Origin of the sequence: Pseudoxanthomonas beigongshangi (assembly GCF_016820515.1) — a bacterium.
Taxonomy (GTDB): domain Bacteria; phylum Pseudomonadota; class Gammaproteobacteria; order Xanthomonadales; family Xanthomonadaceae; genus Pseudoxanthomonas_A; species Pseudoxanthomonas_A beigongshangi.
This window is the reverse complement of record NZ_JADHDV010000012.1, coordinates 124,247-143,057: the sequence shown is the minus strand read 5'-3', so window position 1 is coordinate 143,057 and position 18,811 is coordinate 124,247. Positions and strand designations below refer to the sequence as shown.

General features: G+C 62.9%; 9 protein-coding genes. 5 read left to right on the top strand and 4 right to left on the bottom strand.

The window, feature by feature from the left end:
• Positions 1-187: 187 nt before the first annotated feature.
• From IQ458_RS11015 to IQ458_RS11000, 4 genes are all read right to left on the bottom strand, one after another.
• Entirely contained in the window at positions 188-961 is a 774-nt protein-coding gene (locus tag IQ458_RS11015; RefSeq protein ID WP_203322828.1) for an SDR family oxidoreductase, read from the bottom strand.
• 494 nt (positions 962-1,455) lie between these two features.
• Positions 1,456-4,335: a TonB-dependent receptor gene (locus tag IQ458_RS11010; protein ID WP_203322827.1), complete on the bottom strand. Its 2,880-nt coding sequence runs from the start codon at positions 4,333-4,335 to the stop codon at positions 1,456-1,458.
• A gap of 22 nt (positions 4,336-4,357) precedes the next feature.
• Positions 4,358-5,353, bottom strand: a complete 996-nt coding sequence (locus IQ458_RS11005) for a FecR family protein (protein ID WP_203322826.1) — start codon at positions 5,351-5,353, stop codon at positions 4,358-4,360.
• On the bottom strand, positions 5,350-5,910 hold the full coding sequence (locus IQ458_RS11000; protein ID WP_203322825.1) for an RNA polymerase sigma factor: 561 nt from the start codon (positions 5,908-5,910) through the stop codon (positions 5,350-5,352). Before IQ458_RS11000 ends, IQ458_RS11005 begins: the two co-directional genes overlap by 4 nt.
• 698 nt (positions 5,911-6,608) lie before the next feature.
• Here IQ458_RS11000 and IQ458_RS10995 point away from each other — a divergent pair.
• From IQ458_RS10995 to IQ458_RS10975, 5 genes are all read left to right on the top strand, one after another.
• A complete protein-coding gene (locus tag IQ458_RS10995) occupies positions 6,609-6,824 on the top strand; it encodes a helix-turn-helix transcriptional regulator (protein ID WP_203322824.1) in 216 nt (71 codons plus the stop codon).
• Between the two features lie 225 nt (positions 6,825-7,049).
• Positions 7,050-11,240 (top strand): DUF7507 domain-containing protein, encoded by a 4,191-nt coding sequence (locus IQ458_RS10990; protein WP_203322823.1) that lies wholly within the window; start codon positions 7,050-7,052, stop codon positions 11,238-11,240.
• Positions 11,241-11,260: 20 nt separating this feature from the next.
• On the top strand, positions 11,261-14,989 hold the full coding sequence (locus tag IQ458_RS10985; protein ID WP_203322822.1) for a TonB-dependent receptor: 3,729 nt from the start codon (positions 11,261-11,263) through the stop codon (positions 14,987-14,989).
• Positions 14,990-15,118: 129 nt separating this feature from the next.
• Positions 15,119-17,920, top strand: coding sequence for a beta strand repeat-containing protein (locus IQ458_RS10980; RefSeq protein WP_203322821.1), 2,802 nt, complete (start codon positions 15,119-15,121; stop codon positions 17,918-17,920).
• Positions 17,921-18,441: 521 nt separating this feature from the next.
• Positions 18,442-18,663 carry a helix-turn-helix transcriptional regulator gene (locus IQ458_RS10975; RefSeq protein WP_203322820.1) on the top strand — a complete coding sequence of 74 codons (222 nt, stop codon included), beginning with the start codon at positions 18,442-18,444 and terminating at the stop codon, positions 18,661-18,663.
• The last annotated feature ends 148 nt before the right edge of the window (positions 18,664-18,811 follow it).

Below are 18,811 nucleotides of genomic sequence, written 5' to 3'. Positions count from 1 at the left end.
GTCTACGAAAGGCTGGCCGGTCCAGACGCCTACGGCCAAGCTTCCTGCTCCGGACCTGCGCGCTTCGCTTGCGTGCGGCTTCTACCCCGTTTCCACGGACGATTGGTTAAGAATCTAAAGGCCTGATCCCTGGCATCGAATGCGCGATCCGGTCCGTGGACCGGATCGCATGGCGCATCATGCGGGTTCAACGGGTGGTGTAACCACCGTTGGCGAAAATGGTCTGTCCGGTGACCCACCAGCCTTCGGTGACCAGGAACTTGACGAGCGGTGAAATGTCTTCGATGTCGGTCAGGCCGGTCTTACTGTACTTGCTTAGTGCCGCGGCAGATTTGTGATAGGCCACAGCATCCGGTTTCTCCTGCCCATAGAAGAAGGGCGTATCCATAGGGCCAGGTCCGATCGCATTGACTGAAATGCCTCGCTCGCCAAACTCCTTCGATGCGGCGCGCGTGTAATGCTCAACCGCCGCCTTGCTGCCGGGATAGATAGCGTAAAAAGGCGTATACGCCGCCAGCAGTGAGCTGACGATGGTGACAATCTTGCCGCCGTCGGCCAGCGTGCGGCCAGCTTGCTGGATGAAGAAAAATGCCGCTTTGGCATTTGCGTCAAAGCTCTTGTCGTAATCGGCTTCGGTGACGTCGGCGATAGGCTTCTTGATCACTACGCCCGCCGTATTTATCGCGATATCCACTTGGCCGAAGTGGGCCTTGGCTTGGTCGAACAGCTTTACGTTGTTGTCGACCACCGCCAGATTGCCCTGGAACAAGATCACCTCCGCACCTTTGGCACGCAGTTCGCCAGCGGTGTGCTCGGCCTCGGCCTTTGAAGCGTCGCTGTTGTAGTGAACTGCGATGCCGCGGGCGCCCGCATCCACAAACTGGTGAGCCACCAGGGCGCCCAGGTTCTTGCCTCCGCCGGCGATGACCGCAACCCTGTTTTTCAGTGAATGGTCGGCCATTTGAGTCTCCTCGTGTCGTGGGTGTGCTGTGAAGAACGCAATGCGGCGACTGGCCTGAAACTTCACGAAAGCCGGCCTCCGGCAGAGAAATCCTAATCGGGCAAAGTCGAAAAGTGCGTCGCCAATCACATTTGGTGACCGATAATCACGAGGCGCACGCGCTGGGGCCGAATATCGGCTCTGGCCTGCCATGGCGTTTGTACACACGCATCCGAGAAGAATTCCTAAGAGGCCTGGAGCGCGAGTGAGTGATGGACGAGCCAGGAAACGCGGCCAATGACCGACATGCGACTGGTGCGGATGCGGTCATACCCCAGCGCTGCTAGGGCCAGACCGCAGAAGTCATTTAACCAGGAAGACCATCGATCTAGCGCGTCAGACATACGTCATTTCCAAGCAAGATCCCGTCCAAAATCTACGGGGATGCCGTAGGGGCTAATGTGGCCAGTACGGACTCAACCATGTGTGCGAAAGAACGATGGCAGCGTTGAGACTTAGAAGCGGTAGGTCGCGGCCAAGGTGAAGTAGCGTCCGTAGACGTCGTCGACCGCCATGTTGTAGCCGCCGGTGTAGAAACGATAATTCACCGGACGCCTATCCAGCAGGTTGCTGACGTTGAGCGAATATGACCAGCCTTCCGGGCCTGAGTAATCGGTATTGAGGCCCAGAAGCGTCGCCGCCGGGCTGGCGCACTTGCCGGCGTCGCGATTCGCCTTGGGGCATGTCCCTCCGGCGGGATAGGCGTACGAGGAGCCGAAATGGCGCACGGTCAAGGTCGCGGTCCAGTGGCCATATCGCCATTGCACATTGCCCAGCAGGGTCAGCTTGGGAGTGTCATGTCCGGCGTTTTCGACGGCCTTGGGTTGGATGATGCTGGAAGTGGTATATCGGCTGAGATAGTGCGCCGCCAGATGGAAGCTGAACTCTCCCAGCTCATCGTGCCGCAGCAGGTAATTGGATTCGAACTCCCATCCGCGGGTTTCGGACCTGCCGATATTGGCAAGGAACCGGTTGGCGCGATAAAGCACGCCATTGGCATCGCGAACCAGCCCGTCCGGGAAAAGGGAGGGGTACCGAAAGGCATCCGCGATGCCGAACTCATCGGTGCGCGATACGTGGTAGCGGTCCAGACTCGCGCTGAAGGATGGTGTCGGAGCCCAGGCCACGCCGAACGTCAGGCTGCGCGAAAACTCCGCGCGCAGATGAGGATTGTCGCCCACCCCGTACTCGACCCGGCATCGATCGGACCCGACCAGGACGCAAGGCAGCAACTGCGGCGTGGCGCGCATGTGCAGAATATCGATACCTTCGTCAAACGGTACACGTACGTCGTTCAGACTGGGGGCTCGATAGCCTTTGCCAAGGCTGGCGCGTGCCAGAAACGTTCGATCCGGGGTCCACTTGAAACCGATCCGGGGAGAGGTATTGGACTGGAATCCCTGGTGATGGTCGAGGCGGGCCGCCAGATCCACTTGCAGCGTCCGGTGCAGTGGCAAGTTGAGTTCGGCGAAAGCGGCAGAATCGTGAGCATGAATACGGTACGGTTCAATGCCGACCGAACCGAAAAGAAGGCCGCCATTGACCTGCAATGGATCCGGAGTGCTTCGCCGCCGGGCGAACTGATGCGCCAACCCCACCACAACCTGTGCGGTCGCGCCAAAGGCGTCAAACAGCGAGCGGTTGGAAGTCGCTTCCAGTGTGTCGATTGAATAATACCCGGCGGAGTGGAGGGTCCCCCGCAGCGCGTTCATGACCTCCGTATTGTCCGACCCATCGATGCGGATACGATCGATATTCTCGGCCACCTTCTTTCGCAGCATGACGTTGTTGATGGTGCTGCGAACCCGGCTCTCGCTGCGGGACAGCGCGATGTTCCAGTTCCATCCGTGGGCCAGACCCTCCAGGCCAACCGACACGTCATTCGTGGTGCTGGCGGTATGGTTTCGAGGAACCCCGAATTCATAGAAAGCGTAATCGACATCCGAGTCGGGGCCGGGAGCCTTGGCATAGTCCGGGTGGGACGGTGTAATCCGGAAGAAGCTGAAAATGGGCGAGTACTGAAGTGTCTGTTCGCTCTGGGTGCGCAAGCCGGAAACATACAGCGAAAGTGAACTGCCAAAATCCTGATCCCAGCGGAAATATGCGGATTTGTTGCGCGCGCCGGGCTGCAAGGTCCGATATCTCGCGGAATCCAAGCGACAGTAGGGGGAGTCTGGATTTTCCCCAGCCGCCAGGCATCGCGGAAGCGGGGCCAAAGGAACCCCGAACCGGCTTGAGAATCCGATGAATACGCGCTCGTCCGGCAGTCCGAATCGGGAGCGATCGTTGGTGTGCCATTCGCGGCGATCGCCGCCGAGTTCGTCCTGCGAAGAAGTGTTCACCGCCAGCAACAGGTTTCCGCCGGATCGTGTGCGCGTACCGAACATCACGGAGGTCTGGCGGGATAGGGCATCTCCCTGCTGGGAAAGGCCAAGGCGCGAGGAGATCTCGCCTCCCTCATGACCCTTCTTCAGGATGATGTTGAGCGTGCCGGCCATTGCATCCGCCCCATAAATCGCGGAGGCGCCGCCGCGCAGGATTTCGATGCGATCGATGAAACTCATGGGAATGCTGTTCAGATCGATCAAGCCGCCGAGATCATTGGATGCGAGTCCGAATGAGGCAATGCGCTTGCCATTGAGCAAGTAGAGCGTCGCCCTCGGCCCGAGCGAATAGAGGCTGGCGCCGGAGGCCACCACGGTTGGGTAGTATCTCCCGTCGCCGGAAACAGTCATGGGGTGATGGCTCACCAGGCCAGGACGCTCGCTCAGCAGGTCGTAGAGCGTTCGCCGTCCGCTGCGCTCGATGTCGTCCGCGGTTATCACAGTCATGGGGACGGACAATTCCAGCGAGGTCTGCGGAATGCGCGTACCGGTGACGTCGACCGTGGCAAGCTCGGTCGTGCCTACCTCAAGGCTCGTATCCAAATTCCTGGCGGGAGCGCCGGCTTCGCGAACCTGATTCCCGGCGCTTCGCAGAAGGTAGGTGTTGGCGTTCACCGCGACCGCCGTCAGGCCATGCTCCGTCAGCAGTCGGGCGAGTCCGGCGGCAGGGGTGTGATTGCCCCGCAAGCCATCACTGTATTTGCCGCGCACCAGCATGGGCGAGTAGAGCAACTGGATATCCGATTGATTGGCGAAAGCCTGCAGGGCTTCGTCCAGCGTGCCCGCGCCAATCTCGTAGCGGGATGGCGCGGGAGAACTCGCCGATCCCGCGATGGCACTCTGCGTGGCCATCGCCAGGAGCGCCAGGACGAAGAGGCGCGCCAAGCTGCGGTTGAGGGAATCGCGATGTACAGTCGTTACGCGGCGTTTGCCGCTGGGACTGTTCGGCATGGTCGACAGTGCTCCCCAGCACCTATTGTTTCGATGCAGACAACTCGATCCGGTTGCCGCCGACGGGTTTCGCCTGCAGGCCCCAGCCTTGACGCAAGGTGGCAAGCAGTCCCGACTGGTCGCCGGCATTGAATACGCCGCTGACCCGGATCTCCCCCAGTTCGGCCTGGGACAGAACCAGTTGATCATGGGAGTATCGATTGAATTCCGCGATCAAATCCGCGAGGCGTTCTTCCTTGAAGACCAGCCGCCCCCGCGTCCAGCTCTCCGCGACATTGCGGTCAATGCTTCTGGGAGTTCCAAGCTTGCCATCCGCGTCGTAGACAAGTTGTTGCAACGGATGCAGCTCAATGGCATGACGGGGCGGATGGCCTTTCGTATCCACGATGACGCGCCCCTCCAGCAGGGCAACGACCGTGCTCTCATCCCGTCGTTCCACCTGGAAGACGGTGCCCAGTGCGCGCACGCTGCCGACTCCTGAGGCCACCACGAACGGCCGGTCGACATCGTGCGCGACGCTGGCCTGCAGACGTCCTCTTAGCAGGACGACGCGACGCTGCGAACGTTCGTAAGCCAACTGCACGAGCGTGTTGGTATCCAGAACCAACGCGGAACCGTCCGGCAGATCGACACGGCGCTGTTTCCCTATCTCCGTCGCATAGGGAGTGGCTGGGGTGCTCTGGAAATCAGCAAGAAGCCAGAGCCCGCCGCCCACGGCCAGCATCAGGGCGGCGGCCCAGGCCACGGGACGGTACCAGGTACGCCTGCGTCGAGTGGTCGGCATGCGGGTGGTCGGGATGGGTTCCGCACCACGCGGCGTCGAATCCACTCTCAATGCGCCGGCCAACTGGTGAATACGTTCGACCTCGGCGTAGTCGAGCGCATTGCGAGAGGACATGGCCAGCCAGTCCTCGAAAGCGGCGTGGTCGGACGCGTTGCAATCAGGTGACAGCAGGCGTGCCAGCCAACCTTCAGCCGAATCGGGAAAGTCCTGGTGGGAAGGTGTCGCGGTGTTCATGGGAGCTGCCCGGGTACGCCCACGGGGCGCGTCTGATGGGAGAGCGACTTCCTCAGCGAGGACAGCGCCTTCCCGATATGTTTCTCGACCGCCTTGACGGATATGCCGCATTGTTCGGAGATCTGGCTGTAACTCATCCCTTCAATACGGTTGAGCAGGTAGACCTCCCTACAGCGTTCCGGAAGGAGGCTGATGGCGGCTCGGACACGCTCCAGCTCCTCCCGGTTTTCCGCCCATTGTTCCGGTCGCGGCATCTCATCCTGGATGTCATGCGCCTGGAGGCCCATATCAGACAGGGATGTCTGGGGCATGCCGGACTGCCGCCGCCGGGAATCGTGGAGCGCGTTGAGCGCAATCCGGTATAGCAGTGGTTTCAGGGCTTCGACCGGCAAGTCGCGATAGCGCGTCAGCTTGTAGAGGCTTTCCTGCGCGATGTCCTGGGCATCATCGAGGGAAATCCCCCGGCCGCGCAAAAAACTGACCAACATGGGGCGTTGCTCGCCCAGAAATCGCTCGAAGAGCTGGTGACTGATCCTGGCGTCAAAAGTGGCACTCATTTGCCCCCGCTCGCAGAAGGAAGTCGCCTTTGTGACTGATTTTAACCAACCACCCAAGTAATTTCATCCGCTTCATGGACCGGCAACCGTTGCCGGTTCGGGCCTGGTGGGGGCGACGACCATCCGGCGATAAGGGGCGAAAGCCGCGGTGATGGCTTGTCCAGATGCGGTTTCAGAACGAATCGGGTGTTGATGACGGCTGGCCGGACAGGAGAACTCACCTGGCATCAGACCGCCCTCCGAAAATCCAACCCTTGCCTTCTGCCGGCGCTAGTTGGTCGGAGGTAGGGAGGTGGGAGCCATTCTGCGTTTCCAAGAGCTACGGGGATACCGTCTGCTTTCAGCAGACGGCAAGGGGTGCAAGCGTGGGAATCCTGTGGACCCGGTGCCGGGGATGTCCGCAGATTGATTGTTGTGGCGGACCGGAGTGGGCGCCATGCAAGGCAACTGCGTGGGCGGGATGGTGGATATTGGTCACAGGGTGATGGCCAACACGACTTTGCTCCCTTCATTGGGGTTTCCCAGCAGTTCCTTGCTAAGGGCTGAGCGCAAATACGGTTGAGGAGTTCACACGCGAAATCCTGGTGTCTTCGTCCCGACAAGGAGATTTGCCCGTCGTCGCACACGGAGGTAGGGAGGGAGGGCTGATGCTGCGTTTCTGGAGGGAACCTTGATCGGGGGCGGGGACGATGGAAGACATGGCGGCGCGCATCCGCATCGCGCGCCTGCGGGCGGAAATGACGCAAAGTCAGTTGGCGGAGCGGATTGGGGTGACGCGCAGCGCGGTTTCCAACTGGGAAATCAGCTCACGTCCCAAGCCCAACGTCGCCAACCTAGCTTCCATCGCGATAGAAACGAATGTTTCGTTTGAGTGGATCGCCTTTGGCCGTGGGGATATCGAACTAAAGGTGTGAGTCGATGGCTTTGTGACTTCCAATCACAAGGTGCGACCCGCTGAAAATTTATGTGCTTGGGGCGATGCGATTTATCAGTGTTGCCGGCTCCTGGGTCAAGGGGAGGGGCCCCGTACCCGATTTTCTACTTTTCTTGTGCGACGCCTGCATGGCGCATCGCAGGTGTGTAACGGACTGGACGCCAAGCCTGGGGGGTCGTTCTGCGTGTCGCCTAATTCCAAATTCATGCTGTGGTCGCGCCGAATTTCATCGTGTGCGTTCGCGGGCTGGCTCATGCTTGCCGTCGCGTCGGCGTTCGCCCAGACGGCAAGCAATACGGTTACGTTGGCCCCGCCAACGGGGGTGATCGATCCCGTATGCGACGTTGGGAACCCGCTTTGCAATAGCGCGACGGATACCGACACGGTCCTGTACGGGATCACACTGGGCAAGCAATGGTCAGGCGGGGTTGCCGGCAACACGGTGGCCCTGACCATGGGTGGCGCGGATGTCGTCAACGCGACGGCAGGGAGTTCCACCGCGCCCGGCACGACCACACTGGCGACCGCCAATGCGCCCGGCGGCACCTCGATCACCCTCACGGAGGCCTTTTCCACCGGCAACGTGGCCGCTCATGTGGTCACGTTGGTGTGCAACGGCACGTCCGTACCGGTGACGGTCAATACCGGCGCCAATGCCGCAACGGCGACTTTCACCACCCCAGCCACCGGCGCGGTCGCCTGCGAATACACGAATACCGCGCTGAGCCAGGCGCTGACGAAGGCGATGACCAACAACGCCGACGGCGACAACAGCGGAACGGTGAGTTTGGGTGACGTGCTGACCTATACGGTCACCGTANGTTTGGGTGACGTGCTGACCTATACGGTCACCGTAACCAACACCAGCGCCACCGGCAACCTGGCCAACGTGGTGGTGAGCGACAGCAAGATCACGCCCGGCACGATCACCTGCGCCAGCGTGGCACCGGGGGCGACCTGCGTGCTGGCGGGCACCTATACGGTGACCGCGGCGGACGTGACGGCGGGCAGCATCAGCAACACCGCGACCGCGACCAGCCCGGCCTGCCCGGTGGGCAGTACGGGCCCGGCGTGCAGCACGACCGTGGTGACCTCGACGACCGCGATGAGCCAGACACTGACGAAGGCGCTGACCGGCAATGCCGATGGCGACAACAGCGGCACGGTCAGCCTGGGCGACGTGCTGACCTATACGATCACCATGACCAACACCAGCGCCACCGGCAACCTGACCAACGTGGTGGTGAGCGACAGCAAGATCACGCCGGGCACGACTACCTGCGCCAGCGTAGCGCCGGGCGCGACCTGCGTGCTGGTGGGCACCTATACGGTGACAGTGGCGGACGTGACCGCGGGCAACATCCGCAATATCGCGACCGCGACCAGCCCGGTCTGCACGGTGGGCAGCACCGGTCCGGGGTGCACAACGACCACCGATACGCCGACCGCGCATCGGGTCATCGATGCCACGGGAGACACCTATACGGACATCAGCGGTGCGACAGGCAATTCCAATGCGGGCAACGCCTACACCGAGAACGACACGTTGAACAACCAGCCGGTGAATCCGGCTGACATCGTCGGCGCGGTGACGACGCCGGCGACGCCAATCAACGGTAGTCCGGTACCGGTGCTTGATCCGGCCACGGGCGTGGTGAGTGTGCCGGCGGGTACATCGGCGGGTACCTATTCGATCACGTACCGGATCTGCGAGAGAGTGGATCCGACGAACTGCGATACGGCAATCATCACAGTGACCGTGATCGCGGCGACGATCGATGCGGTGGACGACAGTTCGCCGTCGATAAACGGCAGCACGGGTGGCACGACGCCGTCGGTGTTGATCAACGACACACTGAACGGCCAGCCGGTGAATCCGTCTGACGTGACGCTGACGCCAGGAACCAGCCCGAATCCGGGCTTGACGATGAATCCGGACGGCACCATCACGGTGGCGCCGGGAACGCCAGCGGGTACGTACACGTATCCCTACCAGATCTGCGAAGTGCTGAACCCGGCCAACTGCGATAGCGCCAACGCCACCGTGGTGGTGGGGGCGGCTCCCATCGTGGCCAACGATGACACGTACTCCGGCATCAATGGCGCGACCGGCAATGCCAACGCGGGCAACGCGTACACCAACGATACGTTGAGCGGTCAGCCGATCACGGATGTGTCCCTGATCACGGGTACGGTGACGACGCCGGCGACGCCGATCAACGGTGGCCCGGTGCCTGCGCTGGATACGGTCACAGGTGTGGTAGGCGTGTCGCCGGGGACGCCGGCGGGCGCCTACGCGATTACGTATCAGATCTGCGAGAGGTTGAACGCGACCAACTGCGAAACCGCCATCATCACGGTGACGGTGGTCGCACCGGTCATCAATGCATTGGACGATACGCCGGAACCGATCAGCACCGGGGCAGGTGGCGTCACGCCCAGCGTGTTGGTCAACGACACGCTGAATGGAAGTCCGGTCGCGTCCATCGCCGTCACCCTGGTTCCGGGCGCTCGTCCGCACCCGGGTCTGACGATGAACCCGGACGGCACCATCACGGTGGCGCCCGGTACGCCGATGGGCGCCTACACCTATCCGTACACGATCTGCGACAGGGTCAACCCGACCAACTGCGATACGGCGGTGGCCACGCTGACCGTCGTGGGTCAGGCACAACTGCGCCTGGTTAAGACCGCCGGGGTCCGCGAAGCCAGGATCGGCGATTTGATCCGTTTCACCATCACGGCTGAGAACGTGGGCGACGCCGATCTGGTCAACGGCTATCTCGTTGATACGGCGCCGGCGGGCTTCACTTACGTGGAAGGTACGTTGTCGGTGGTCGATGGTGACAACGCGGCCACCGTGTCCGGTCAGAGCCCGGTCCGGTTCGGCGGCCTGGATATCGGCGTCGGCGAAACCGCGACGCTGGTCTACCTGATGCGCGTTGGCGCGGGCGTCCGCCCTGGGACTCATGTCAACCAGGCTCAGGGTTACTCGCTGACGGATCGACCCATCTCCAACGTGGCGACCGCCGAAGTCACCTTGGTCGCGGACCCCTTGGTGGACAACAGCCTGATACTCGGCACCGTGTTCGACGACCGCGATGGTGATGGCTGGCAGGACAGCGCGGCGCTGAGTGGGGTCCGCGTGCAGGGCGGCTTCAACCCGTCCGCCTACGTGCTCAACTCGACCACGATCGATCGCGGCACGGGCCCGCAGCCCGAGCCCGATGCGAGCGCGCCGATGCTGCACGGCATTACCGTAGGCACGATCGATGGCCGCCAGTCGGTGGCCGATCCGGAGAGCGCGCACCAAGCGGTGATCCGACAGACACTCAGCTCGCCAGATTTCACCGACGACTTCGTGCTGACCAGCGCGCAGGGCGTGACCGTACGCATGGACAAGGCGGGCAACACGACGGTCGAGAAGTCCGGTGAAGCAGCCAAGGGACGGAATGCGGCGGCGCCGAAGGTCGAGCGCAGGATTGCGCGGAGCGCGCACGGCTACGTGGTGGATTACATTCTCTCCAACGTCGGCGTCGACGAGCGCGGCATTCCGGGGGCGCGCATCGCGTCGGTGGAAGGCCTGTTGATCGAGACCGATCAGTTCGGGCGTTATCACCTGCCGGATACGTTCGGTGGTGCCGATCGCGGCCGTAACTTCATCCTGAAGGTGGATCCGACCACCTTGCCGGCCGGTACCGGGTTCACCACTGACAATCCGTTGCTGCGTCGCCTGGTGCCGGGCTTGCCGGTGCGCTTCGACTTCGGCGTGAAGCTGCCGGTTGAGCAGATCCCGGGCGGCAGCGAGCAGATCGAGCTAGAGATGGGTCAGGTGTTCTTTGCCCCGGGCAGCGCCGACGTGCGTATCGAGTTCCTGCCCGCCATCGACAGGATGGCGAACAAGGTCGAGCAGTACCAGGGCGGCGAGGTGGTCATTGCCGCCAACGGCGAGACCGACGCGCTGGCGTTCGACCGGGCCATGGCGGTGAAGGTCGCCTTGATGGGCAAGCTCGGCGCCGAGTCGGCCAAGGCATTGAAGATAAGCGCGCGCACCCATGTCGATGATCCGGACTCGCTGCTGGTCGGTGTGGAAGACGGTGGCGCCCTTCTGGGCACCGTGCTGTTCGACACCGACAAGTCAGTGGTCCGGCCCGAGTTCGAGCCGTTGTTGGACAAGGTCGCGGCGGCGCTGGAAAAGATGGGCGGCGGCCAGATTGGCATCGTCGGCCATACCGACGTGCGCGCCTCGCGCGAATACAACATCGCCCTGGGCCTGCGCCGGTCCAACGCGGTGTACGAGGCATTGACCAAACGCCTGAGCCCGGAGGTGCGAGCCAAGGTCCGTGTGGAAGTGAATGACGATCCGACCGCCGCTGTCGGCGCGAAGCGGAAGTGAGGGGGACGCGGATCATGCAGATGAAAATGAAGCTGCTGGATTACACGCTGATTGGCATCCTGGCGGGCATGACGCCGCTGGCCGGTGCGCAGGAAGCGGACGCGCGGACGCAGCCGCCGCAGGACAAGGCGGAGGGCACGGCCCAACTGCTCGAATGCACCGATGAATCCTGCGCTTCGCAGGAGGGCCTGCTGTTTCGCCTGCGTACCCGCAGCTACGACAAGCCGGTCACCCAGGGCACGGGCAAGCAATCCTCATCGGCGGAACTGCAGCCGGATCGCCGCGTGACCGTGGCGATCGAGCAGCCGGGCAAGGCGGTCGCGCTGGGGAAATTCTCGATCCCGCTGCCCGGCGGCGGCGCGATCTGGGCGACCGAAGACCCGACGCTGGGTGACGCATCGTTGACCGTTTCGGCGCCGTCACTGGTGCCGTTCGATGGCCAGGCGATCGTCCAGCCGGTGCAGTTCTATGTACGCAGCAACTACTCGGCATTCGTGCAGCGCTACGAGCTGTATGTGTACCGTGCGGCAGACGCGGACCTGATCGAGCCGATCGCCACGCTGCCGCTGAAGGTCGGCAACGTCGCCAACTCCGAATGGGACGGAAAACTGCCGGCGAAGTATCCATTCCGCCAGGGAGACGAGCTGGTCTACGTGCTGCGCGCCTACGACGCGCAAGGCAACTTCGACGAGACGTTCCCGAACAGGTTCCAACTGGTCAAACCGGAGGAGTTCGAGCGCGGCGCCAGGCTGCTGCGCGACAGCAGCCAGAGAACCCTGGGCACATCGATGAGCGTCGAACAGGCGCAGGCCCGGAGCCTGATCGACGCGGCGTTCGCGCAGAACGGCCTGCGTCAGCAGAACATCCCGTTGTACGGTTCGCGCATCCGCATCCAGGGCCGCAATCTGCCCGGCCAGACGCAGCTGCGGATCAACGGTGAAAGCTATCCGGTCGACATGGAGCGCAAGTTCGTCGCCGAGTACCTGGTGCCGGTGGGCAGCCACCGCTTCGATATCGTGGTTGGCGAAGGGTCCACCGCCGAAGGAGCGACACGCGATGCCAGGAATGGCGTCGCATCGCATACGCTGAACGTGGACGTCACCGGGAAGTACTTCTTTGGCGTCGGTCTGGCCGACGTGACTGTCGAGAAGAACAAGGTCAGCGGTTCACCGGCGTTGTCCGTCACCGACGTGCGCTACGACGACGACGTGATCAGCGACGGCCGCCTGGCGTTCTACGGCAAGGCCAAGTGGGGAGGGAAGTACTTGGTCACCGCGCAGGCGGACACCACCGAGAAGGATCTCGAGCATCTGTTCGATGGCTTCGGCCAGGCATATCCGCAGGACATCTTCCGCCGCCTCGATCCAGACCTGTACTACCCGGTATACGGCGACGACTCTACGGTGTATCGCGATGTGGACACCATGGGCCGCTTCTACCTGCGTGTGGACTGGGACAAGAACCAGGCACTGTGGGGCAACTACCAGACCGGCATCACCGGGACCGAGTACGCGCAATACGTGCGCTCGCTGTATGGCGCGGCCTTCAACTGGCGCTCGCGCGGCACCAATCCCTGGGGTGACCCGAAGAGCGAGTTGCGACTGTTCGGCTCCGAGGCGCAGAGCGCGCCGGGGCACAACGAGTTCATCGGCACCGGCGGCAGCCTGTACTACCTGCGCCACACCGACATCCTGCCGGGATCGGACGTGGTCGTGCTGGAGGTGCGGGACCCGACCACCGGCCGCGTCGAGCACCGCGCCACGCTGACCCGTGGCGCCGATTATGAGATCGACGAACTGCAGGGCCGCGTCCTGCTGACCCGGCCGCTGTCGCAGATCACCCGCGACAACGTGTCCACGCTGACGCGCGACACCCCGCTGGACGGGTTCGAGCAGCGCCTGCTGGTGGACTACGAATTCATCCCGTCCGGGTTCGATCCCGACGACATCGCCGCCGGCCTGCGCGGCAAGCAATGGTTCGGCGATCATGTCGCCGTCGGCGCCACCTACGTGGACGAGAACCGCGCCGGCGAGGACTACACCATCGCCGGCGGCGATCTGACCCTGCAGGCGGGCAAGGGCACCTACCTCAAGGCGGAATACACGCAGACCGAATCGTCCGCCGCGCCGATATTCTTCTCCGACAACGGTGGCCTCAGCTTCAGTCAGATCAATGACGCCGCTGGCCGCCGCGAAGGCGACGCCAGGGCGATCGAAGCGCGGGCCAATTTCAAGGAACTGGGCTGGGTCGAACAGGATTGGAGCGCGGGCACCTGGTGGCGCAAGGTCGGTGCCGGCTACTCGACCGGCCGCTACGGCAGCGGTGAGGAGATTACCGAGTACGGGGCCGAAGTGCTGGGGCAGTTCACGCCGGACGTCGGCGTGTACGCGCGATTCACCAAGGCCGAGCGCGGCGATGAAAGCTTGACCCAGGCCCAGCTGAGCGGCGAGTGGCGCATCGACGAAGCCAGCACGCTCAGCGGCGAGTTGCGTCGCGTCGAGGAGCAGCGCGTGGGCGGCGATGCCGCCGGCACGCTGGCCGCCCTCAAGTACGCACAGCGCCTCGGCACCCGCCTGGACCTGTACGGGCAGGCCCAGCTCACCGTGGACGACGATGGTGGCCGCTATGCCGACAACGATCTGTACACGCTGGGCGCCAAATACCTGTTCAACGGCCTGTCCAGCGTGGGCGCGGAAGTCAGCAGCGGTGACCGCGGTGACGCGGCCACGGTCAACGCCGAATACCGGCTCGATCCCGAACACACGATCTACGGCAGCTACACCTACAGTACCGATACCACCGAGTACGACCCGCTGTTCAACCCCAACCGGCAGACGGGCTGGACCTTGGGCCAGCGCTGGCGCCTGTCCCATCAGGTCAACCTGTTCAACGAGAGCCAGATGCTGAAGGGGCGCGGCGAATCGGGCCTGGCGCACACCTTTGGTATGGATTTCTATCCGGCGCAGGGTTGGAACACGGGCTTCACCCTGATGAAGGGCGACCTGACCCACGTGGACGGCGGGCAGGTGCGGCGCAAGGCGGTCAGTCTCAATGGCGGCCGCACTTCGCCGGCCACCGATTGGCAGAGCAAGATCGAGTGGCGCAAGGACACCGGCGCCGAGCGGCGCGAGCAGTGGGTCAGTACCCACCGCCTGACCCGGAAGATCAACGATAGCTGGCGCATCGCCGCAAGGCTGAACTATTCGAAGACCACCGATGAGGTGGATGCGGCGGCCGGCGCGAAGTTCATCGAAGGCAACTTCGGCTTCGCTTATCGTCCGTGGAACAGCGTGCGCTGGGGCTTGTTCGGGCGCTACACCTATTTGTACGACCTGGCCACGCTGGGACAGGTAGGTGGCGCGGACTACGACCAGAAAACCCAGGTGGTATCGCTGGAGGGCACGTACAAGGTGACCGCGCAGTGGGAGTTCGCCGCAAAGGTGGCACGCCGCGAAGGCGAGGTGCGCCATGGTCGCAATGCCGGCAACTGGGCCGACTCGACCACGAACTTCGCCGCGGTTTCGGCGCGCTACGACCTGGCCGGGCAGTGGCACGCACTGGCGGCGTATCGCTGGCTGGACGTGAAGCGCGGCGGCAGCACGGGCGGCGCGCTGATCGGGCTGGACCGTGACATCGGCAAGAACTTCCGTATCGGCGTTGGCTACAGCTTCACCGATTTCAGCGATGACCTGACCGACTTCGACAACGACCACAAGGGCTGGTTCATCAACCTGACGGGCCGGTATTGATTCGGCGGCGGTTCACGGCACGAACGCGGCAGGCGCAAGCCGACGGCCATTTCCAGTACGAAGCGTTTCGTCAAAGGTAGTGGGTTGGCATTTCATGGCAAAAACAGAAAATTTATGCGTGCATTCATGATGCCTATCAAAATCTCGAAGGTCCTACTGATCGCTTTGGCACTGTTCTCCTTTCGCGCCCAGGCGGATACCTATACGGTGACCACGCTGGGCGATGCGGCGGGGTCATGCACGGGCGTCAGCCCAAGCTTCAGCTGTACCACGCTGCGCGCAGCCATTGAGGAGGCCAATGCCACCACGGGGGTGGCTGACACCATCGTGTTCAGTGTGTCAGGCGCCATCGTGCTGGGTTCGACGCTTCCCGGTGTCATTGATACCGTGATCATCAACGGCGGCAATGTCGTCAGTCTTGCGGGTGGACCTTTCGACACCTTGAATTTTGAAGATTCGGGAGCCGACGACAGCCAGCTCCTGAACATGGGGTTCACCGGGACCGTCAATCCAGCCAGTACGGTGCGTGTCAACAGCGTATCGAACATGCTGATCCAGGGAAATACGTTCACGATGGGCGTGACGACGGGAAGCGCCATCCTGGTGCGCGACAGCGACAACGTCACCACCAACAACAATAACGTTGCCGGCGGTGTCTACAGCATCAATTACTACAATACCGCCAGCTCGCCTTACCTCGCGAATCCAGCTTACAACGGCACCATCACCAACAACACCGTGACGGGTGGAACTTCCGGTATCGTACTTTTCACGGCTGACAACATATTGGTTGATGGCAACAGCATCACCAACAGCACGGGTATCGGCATTCGATTGGGAATGCAGTTCGACGGCCCCTACGGAGCCAGCAACAACATCATCACCAACAACACAGTGAGTGGTGGAGGCGGCTCTGGTGTCTCCGTCACCGGTTACGGCGGCGGCGTCCAGGTGGGCGTGTTCAATAACAATCTCATCCAGGGAAACACGATCACCAATAACTCCGGATCTGGCGTGCTGCTTCCCAGCGCGAACTTGATTCAGGTCAACGGCAATGTCATCACTGGAAACAGCATTACAGACAACCGTGGTGATGGCGTAAACATCACCGGCGTTAATGCTGCAAACAACATCGTATACGCCAACACGAACATCTCCGGGAATCTGGGGTTGGGCATCGATCTGGCCAACAACGGTGTGACCCCGAACGATGCCGGTGACGTGGATACCGGCCCCAACGGTGTGCAGAACTTTCCGGTGGTCACCGGCGTTTCGGGCAACACCGTCAAATTCGTTCTCGATACCGTCGCAAACCCCAACGGTTATCGAATCGATTTCTACAACAACCCCGGTGGCGTGGATCCGACCGGCTACGGCGAGGGCCAGGTCTGGTTAGGGTCGTGCATCGTCGCCAGTCCCAGCGCCACCGTTCCCAGCAGCTGCAGTGTCGCGAGCGTGGACGCCGCCACCCTGCGCATGACCGCGACCCGCTGCCTGACCGCGGCCTGCGATTCTGGCGCGACCTCCGAATTCAATGGTCCGTCCACTACTAACCTGACCATCACCAAGACCGACGGACAGGCGACGTATGTCTCCGGACAAAGTCTGATCTATACGATCGTGGCGACCAACAATGGCAACGTCACGGTCAGCGATGCGGTCTTCACCGACCCGGTGGTGACCGGCCTGTCGGTGAACGCCGTGACCTGTGGAAACGCCACGCTCGGTTCGCAGTGCCCGGCCGCAGCCAACACCACCGTGGCGCTGATGCAGGGCCCGGGCATCGTCGTTCCCCTGCTGACCCAAGGTGGCAGCGTCACCTTCACGGTCACGGCGACAGCCACGGCCACAAGCGGCAGCCTGACCAACACGGCCGTCCTGGCTGTGCCGGCCGGCGTGACCGAGTCGACCCCGGCCGACAATACCGCCAATGACACGGACGTGCAGAGCGGCAGCATCACCATCGTCAAGGACGCGCTGCCCGACGACGCGCAGGACTTCGCCTTCGTCACCACGGGCCTGGGCTTGAGCGACTTCAGCCTGGACGATGACGCCGACGCCGCCTTGCCGAACACCCGGACGTTCATCGGCTTGGCCGCGGGCAGTTACAGCGTGGCCGAAACGGCAGTGGCTGGCTGGACCTTGACTGGCCTGATCTGCGCCGACCCGGACAGCGGTACCACGGTGAACCTGGGCACGGGCGTGGCCACCATCGACCTGGACGCGGGCGAGAACATCAACTGCACCTACACCAACAGCAAGCAGGCCATCGTGCGTCTGCAGAAGTCGCTGCCCGGCGGTCGTTTCAATACCACGGACCAGTTCACCCTGGGCATTGCCGGTATGGGCGCGCCCGCGCCCGTCACGACCGGCGGCAGCGGCGGCACGGCAACCGGGATGGTGACGGTGGGGGTGGCGACCCTCGGCGCGACCTACACCCTGTCGGAGTCGGCCGCGGCTGGAGCGGATCTGGCGAATTACGCCACCACCTACAGCTGCATCAATGCCGCCTCGGGTGGGCAAACCCCGGCCGGCAGTGGCACCAGCTTCAGCGTGACGCCGGCGGCGGGCGACGACCTGACCTGCAGCTTCATCAATACGCGGAAGCCGAAGGCGGATTTGTCGGTCACCAAGACCAATACGGCCTCGTCAGGGCCGGACGACCTGGCCAACGATACGGTGACCAGCGGCACTGCGACGAGCTATACGATCGTGGTGAGCAACGCGGGTCCGGACGCGGCGGATGGCGCGCTTGTTCGCGATACGGTCAGCGGGCTGAACTGTACGGCGGTGAGCTGCGGCGGGGCGACGGGGGGCGCGATATGCCCGTCCGCGCTGGATGTGAGTACCCTGCAGGGGCCCGGCGTGGCCATCCCCACATTTCCGGCCAACAGCAGCGTCACCTTCATCGTTACCTGCAGCGTGCCGTAGGCGTGCGGCGATGATGCACCGGCCGATGACGGCGCTGCTGGCCGTCCATGCGGGAGGTGGCGAACCCGGTCGTCGGCCGCGCTTGCCGGCCGCGCGGCTGGAAATCCGAACGTATTGATCTCTTCAGGGAGCGGGTGGCGCGAAGCGGGATCGGATGCGGGGATAAGACCCCGGGCGGCGGATGAGGCGCGATGCGGGAATGCGCGCTTTTCCTTCACGGTCGGGCGAGACAAGCGAAGGACCTGCCAGATAACGCGTCGAGCGGTCACCCGTCCGCGCGCATCCTTGCATGCGCGTGTCGCCGTCGTATGGCCATTTCCCGCAATCAGTCGTGGCGGCCGATCGTGGATTCGGACGGCTGCAAGGCGGCATGGCGCTTCTCGTCTCCGCTGGGGACCTTCTACGCAAACGCAGGCGGCCATCCCTGAATGACTCATTCCTGTCGCCCGCGAAGGGAGGTAGGGAGGCAGGGGCCAGTCCGCGTTTAACTCCAGAAGAGAACTCGGCGGAGACGAAAAACCATGGACATGGCGACGCGTGTGCGTGTGGCGCGCCAGCGTGCTGGGATGACACAAAGTCAGCTGGCGGAACGGATTGGCGTATCGCGCGGTGCGGTCGCCAATTGGGAGGTCAGCCAACGTCCCAAGCCAAGTGCAAGCAATCTGGTGGAAGTGGCGACCACGACAGAGGTCTCGGTTGAATGGCTGGCGACCGGTCGCGGCGAGATCGCGCTTCCCAGATGAACGAGGCAATCGGTTCCAAGGCATGGTGATTATCAATCACGAAATGTCACGCACGGATTTTTTCGCGATTCGCCGTCGTTACGCTTTCCCGTTAGTCAGTTGTCGAGTCCGAGCCCACCATCTTTTTCGCGGCCGGTTCCAACTCGTC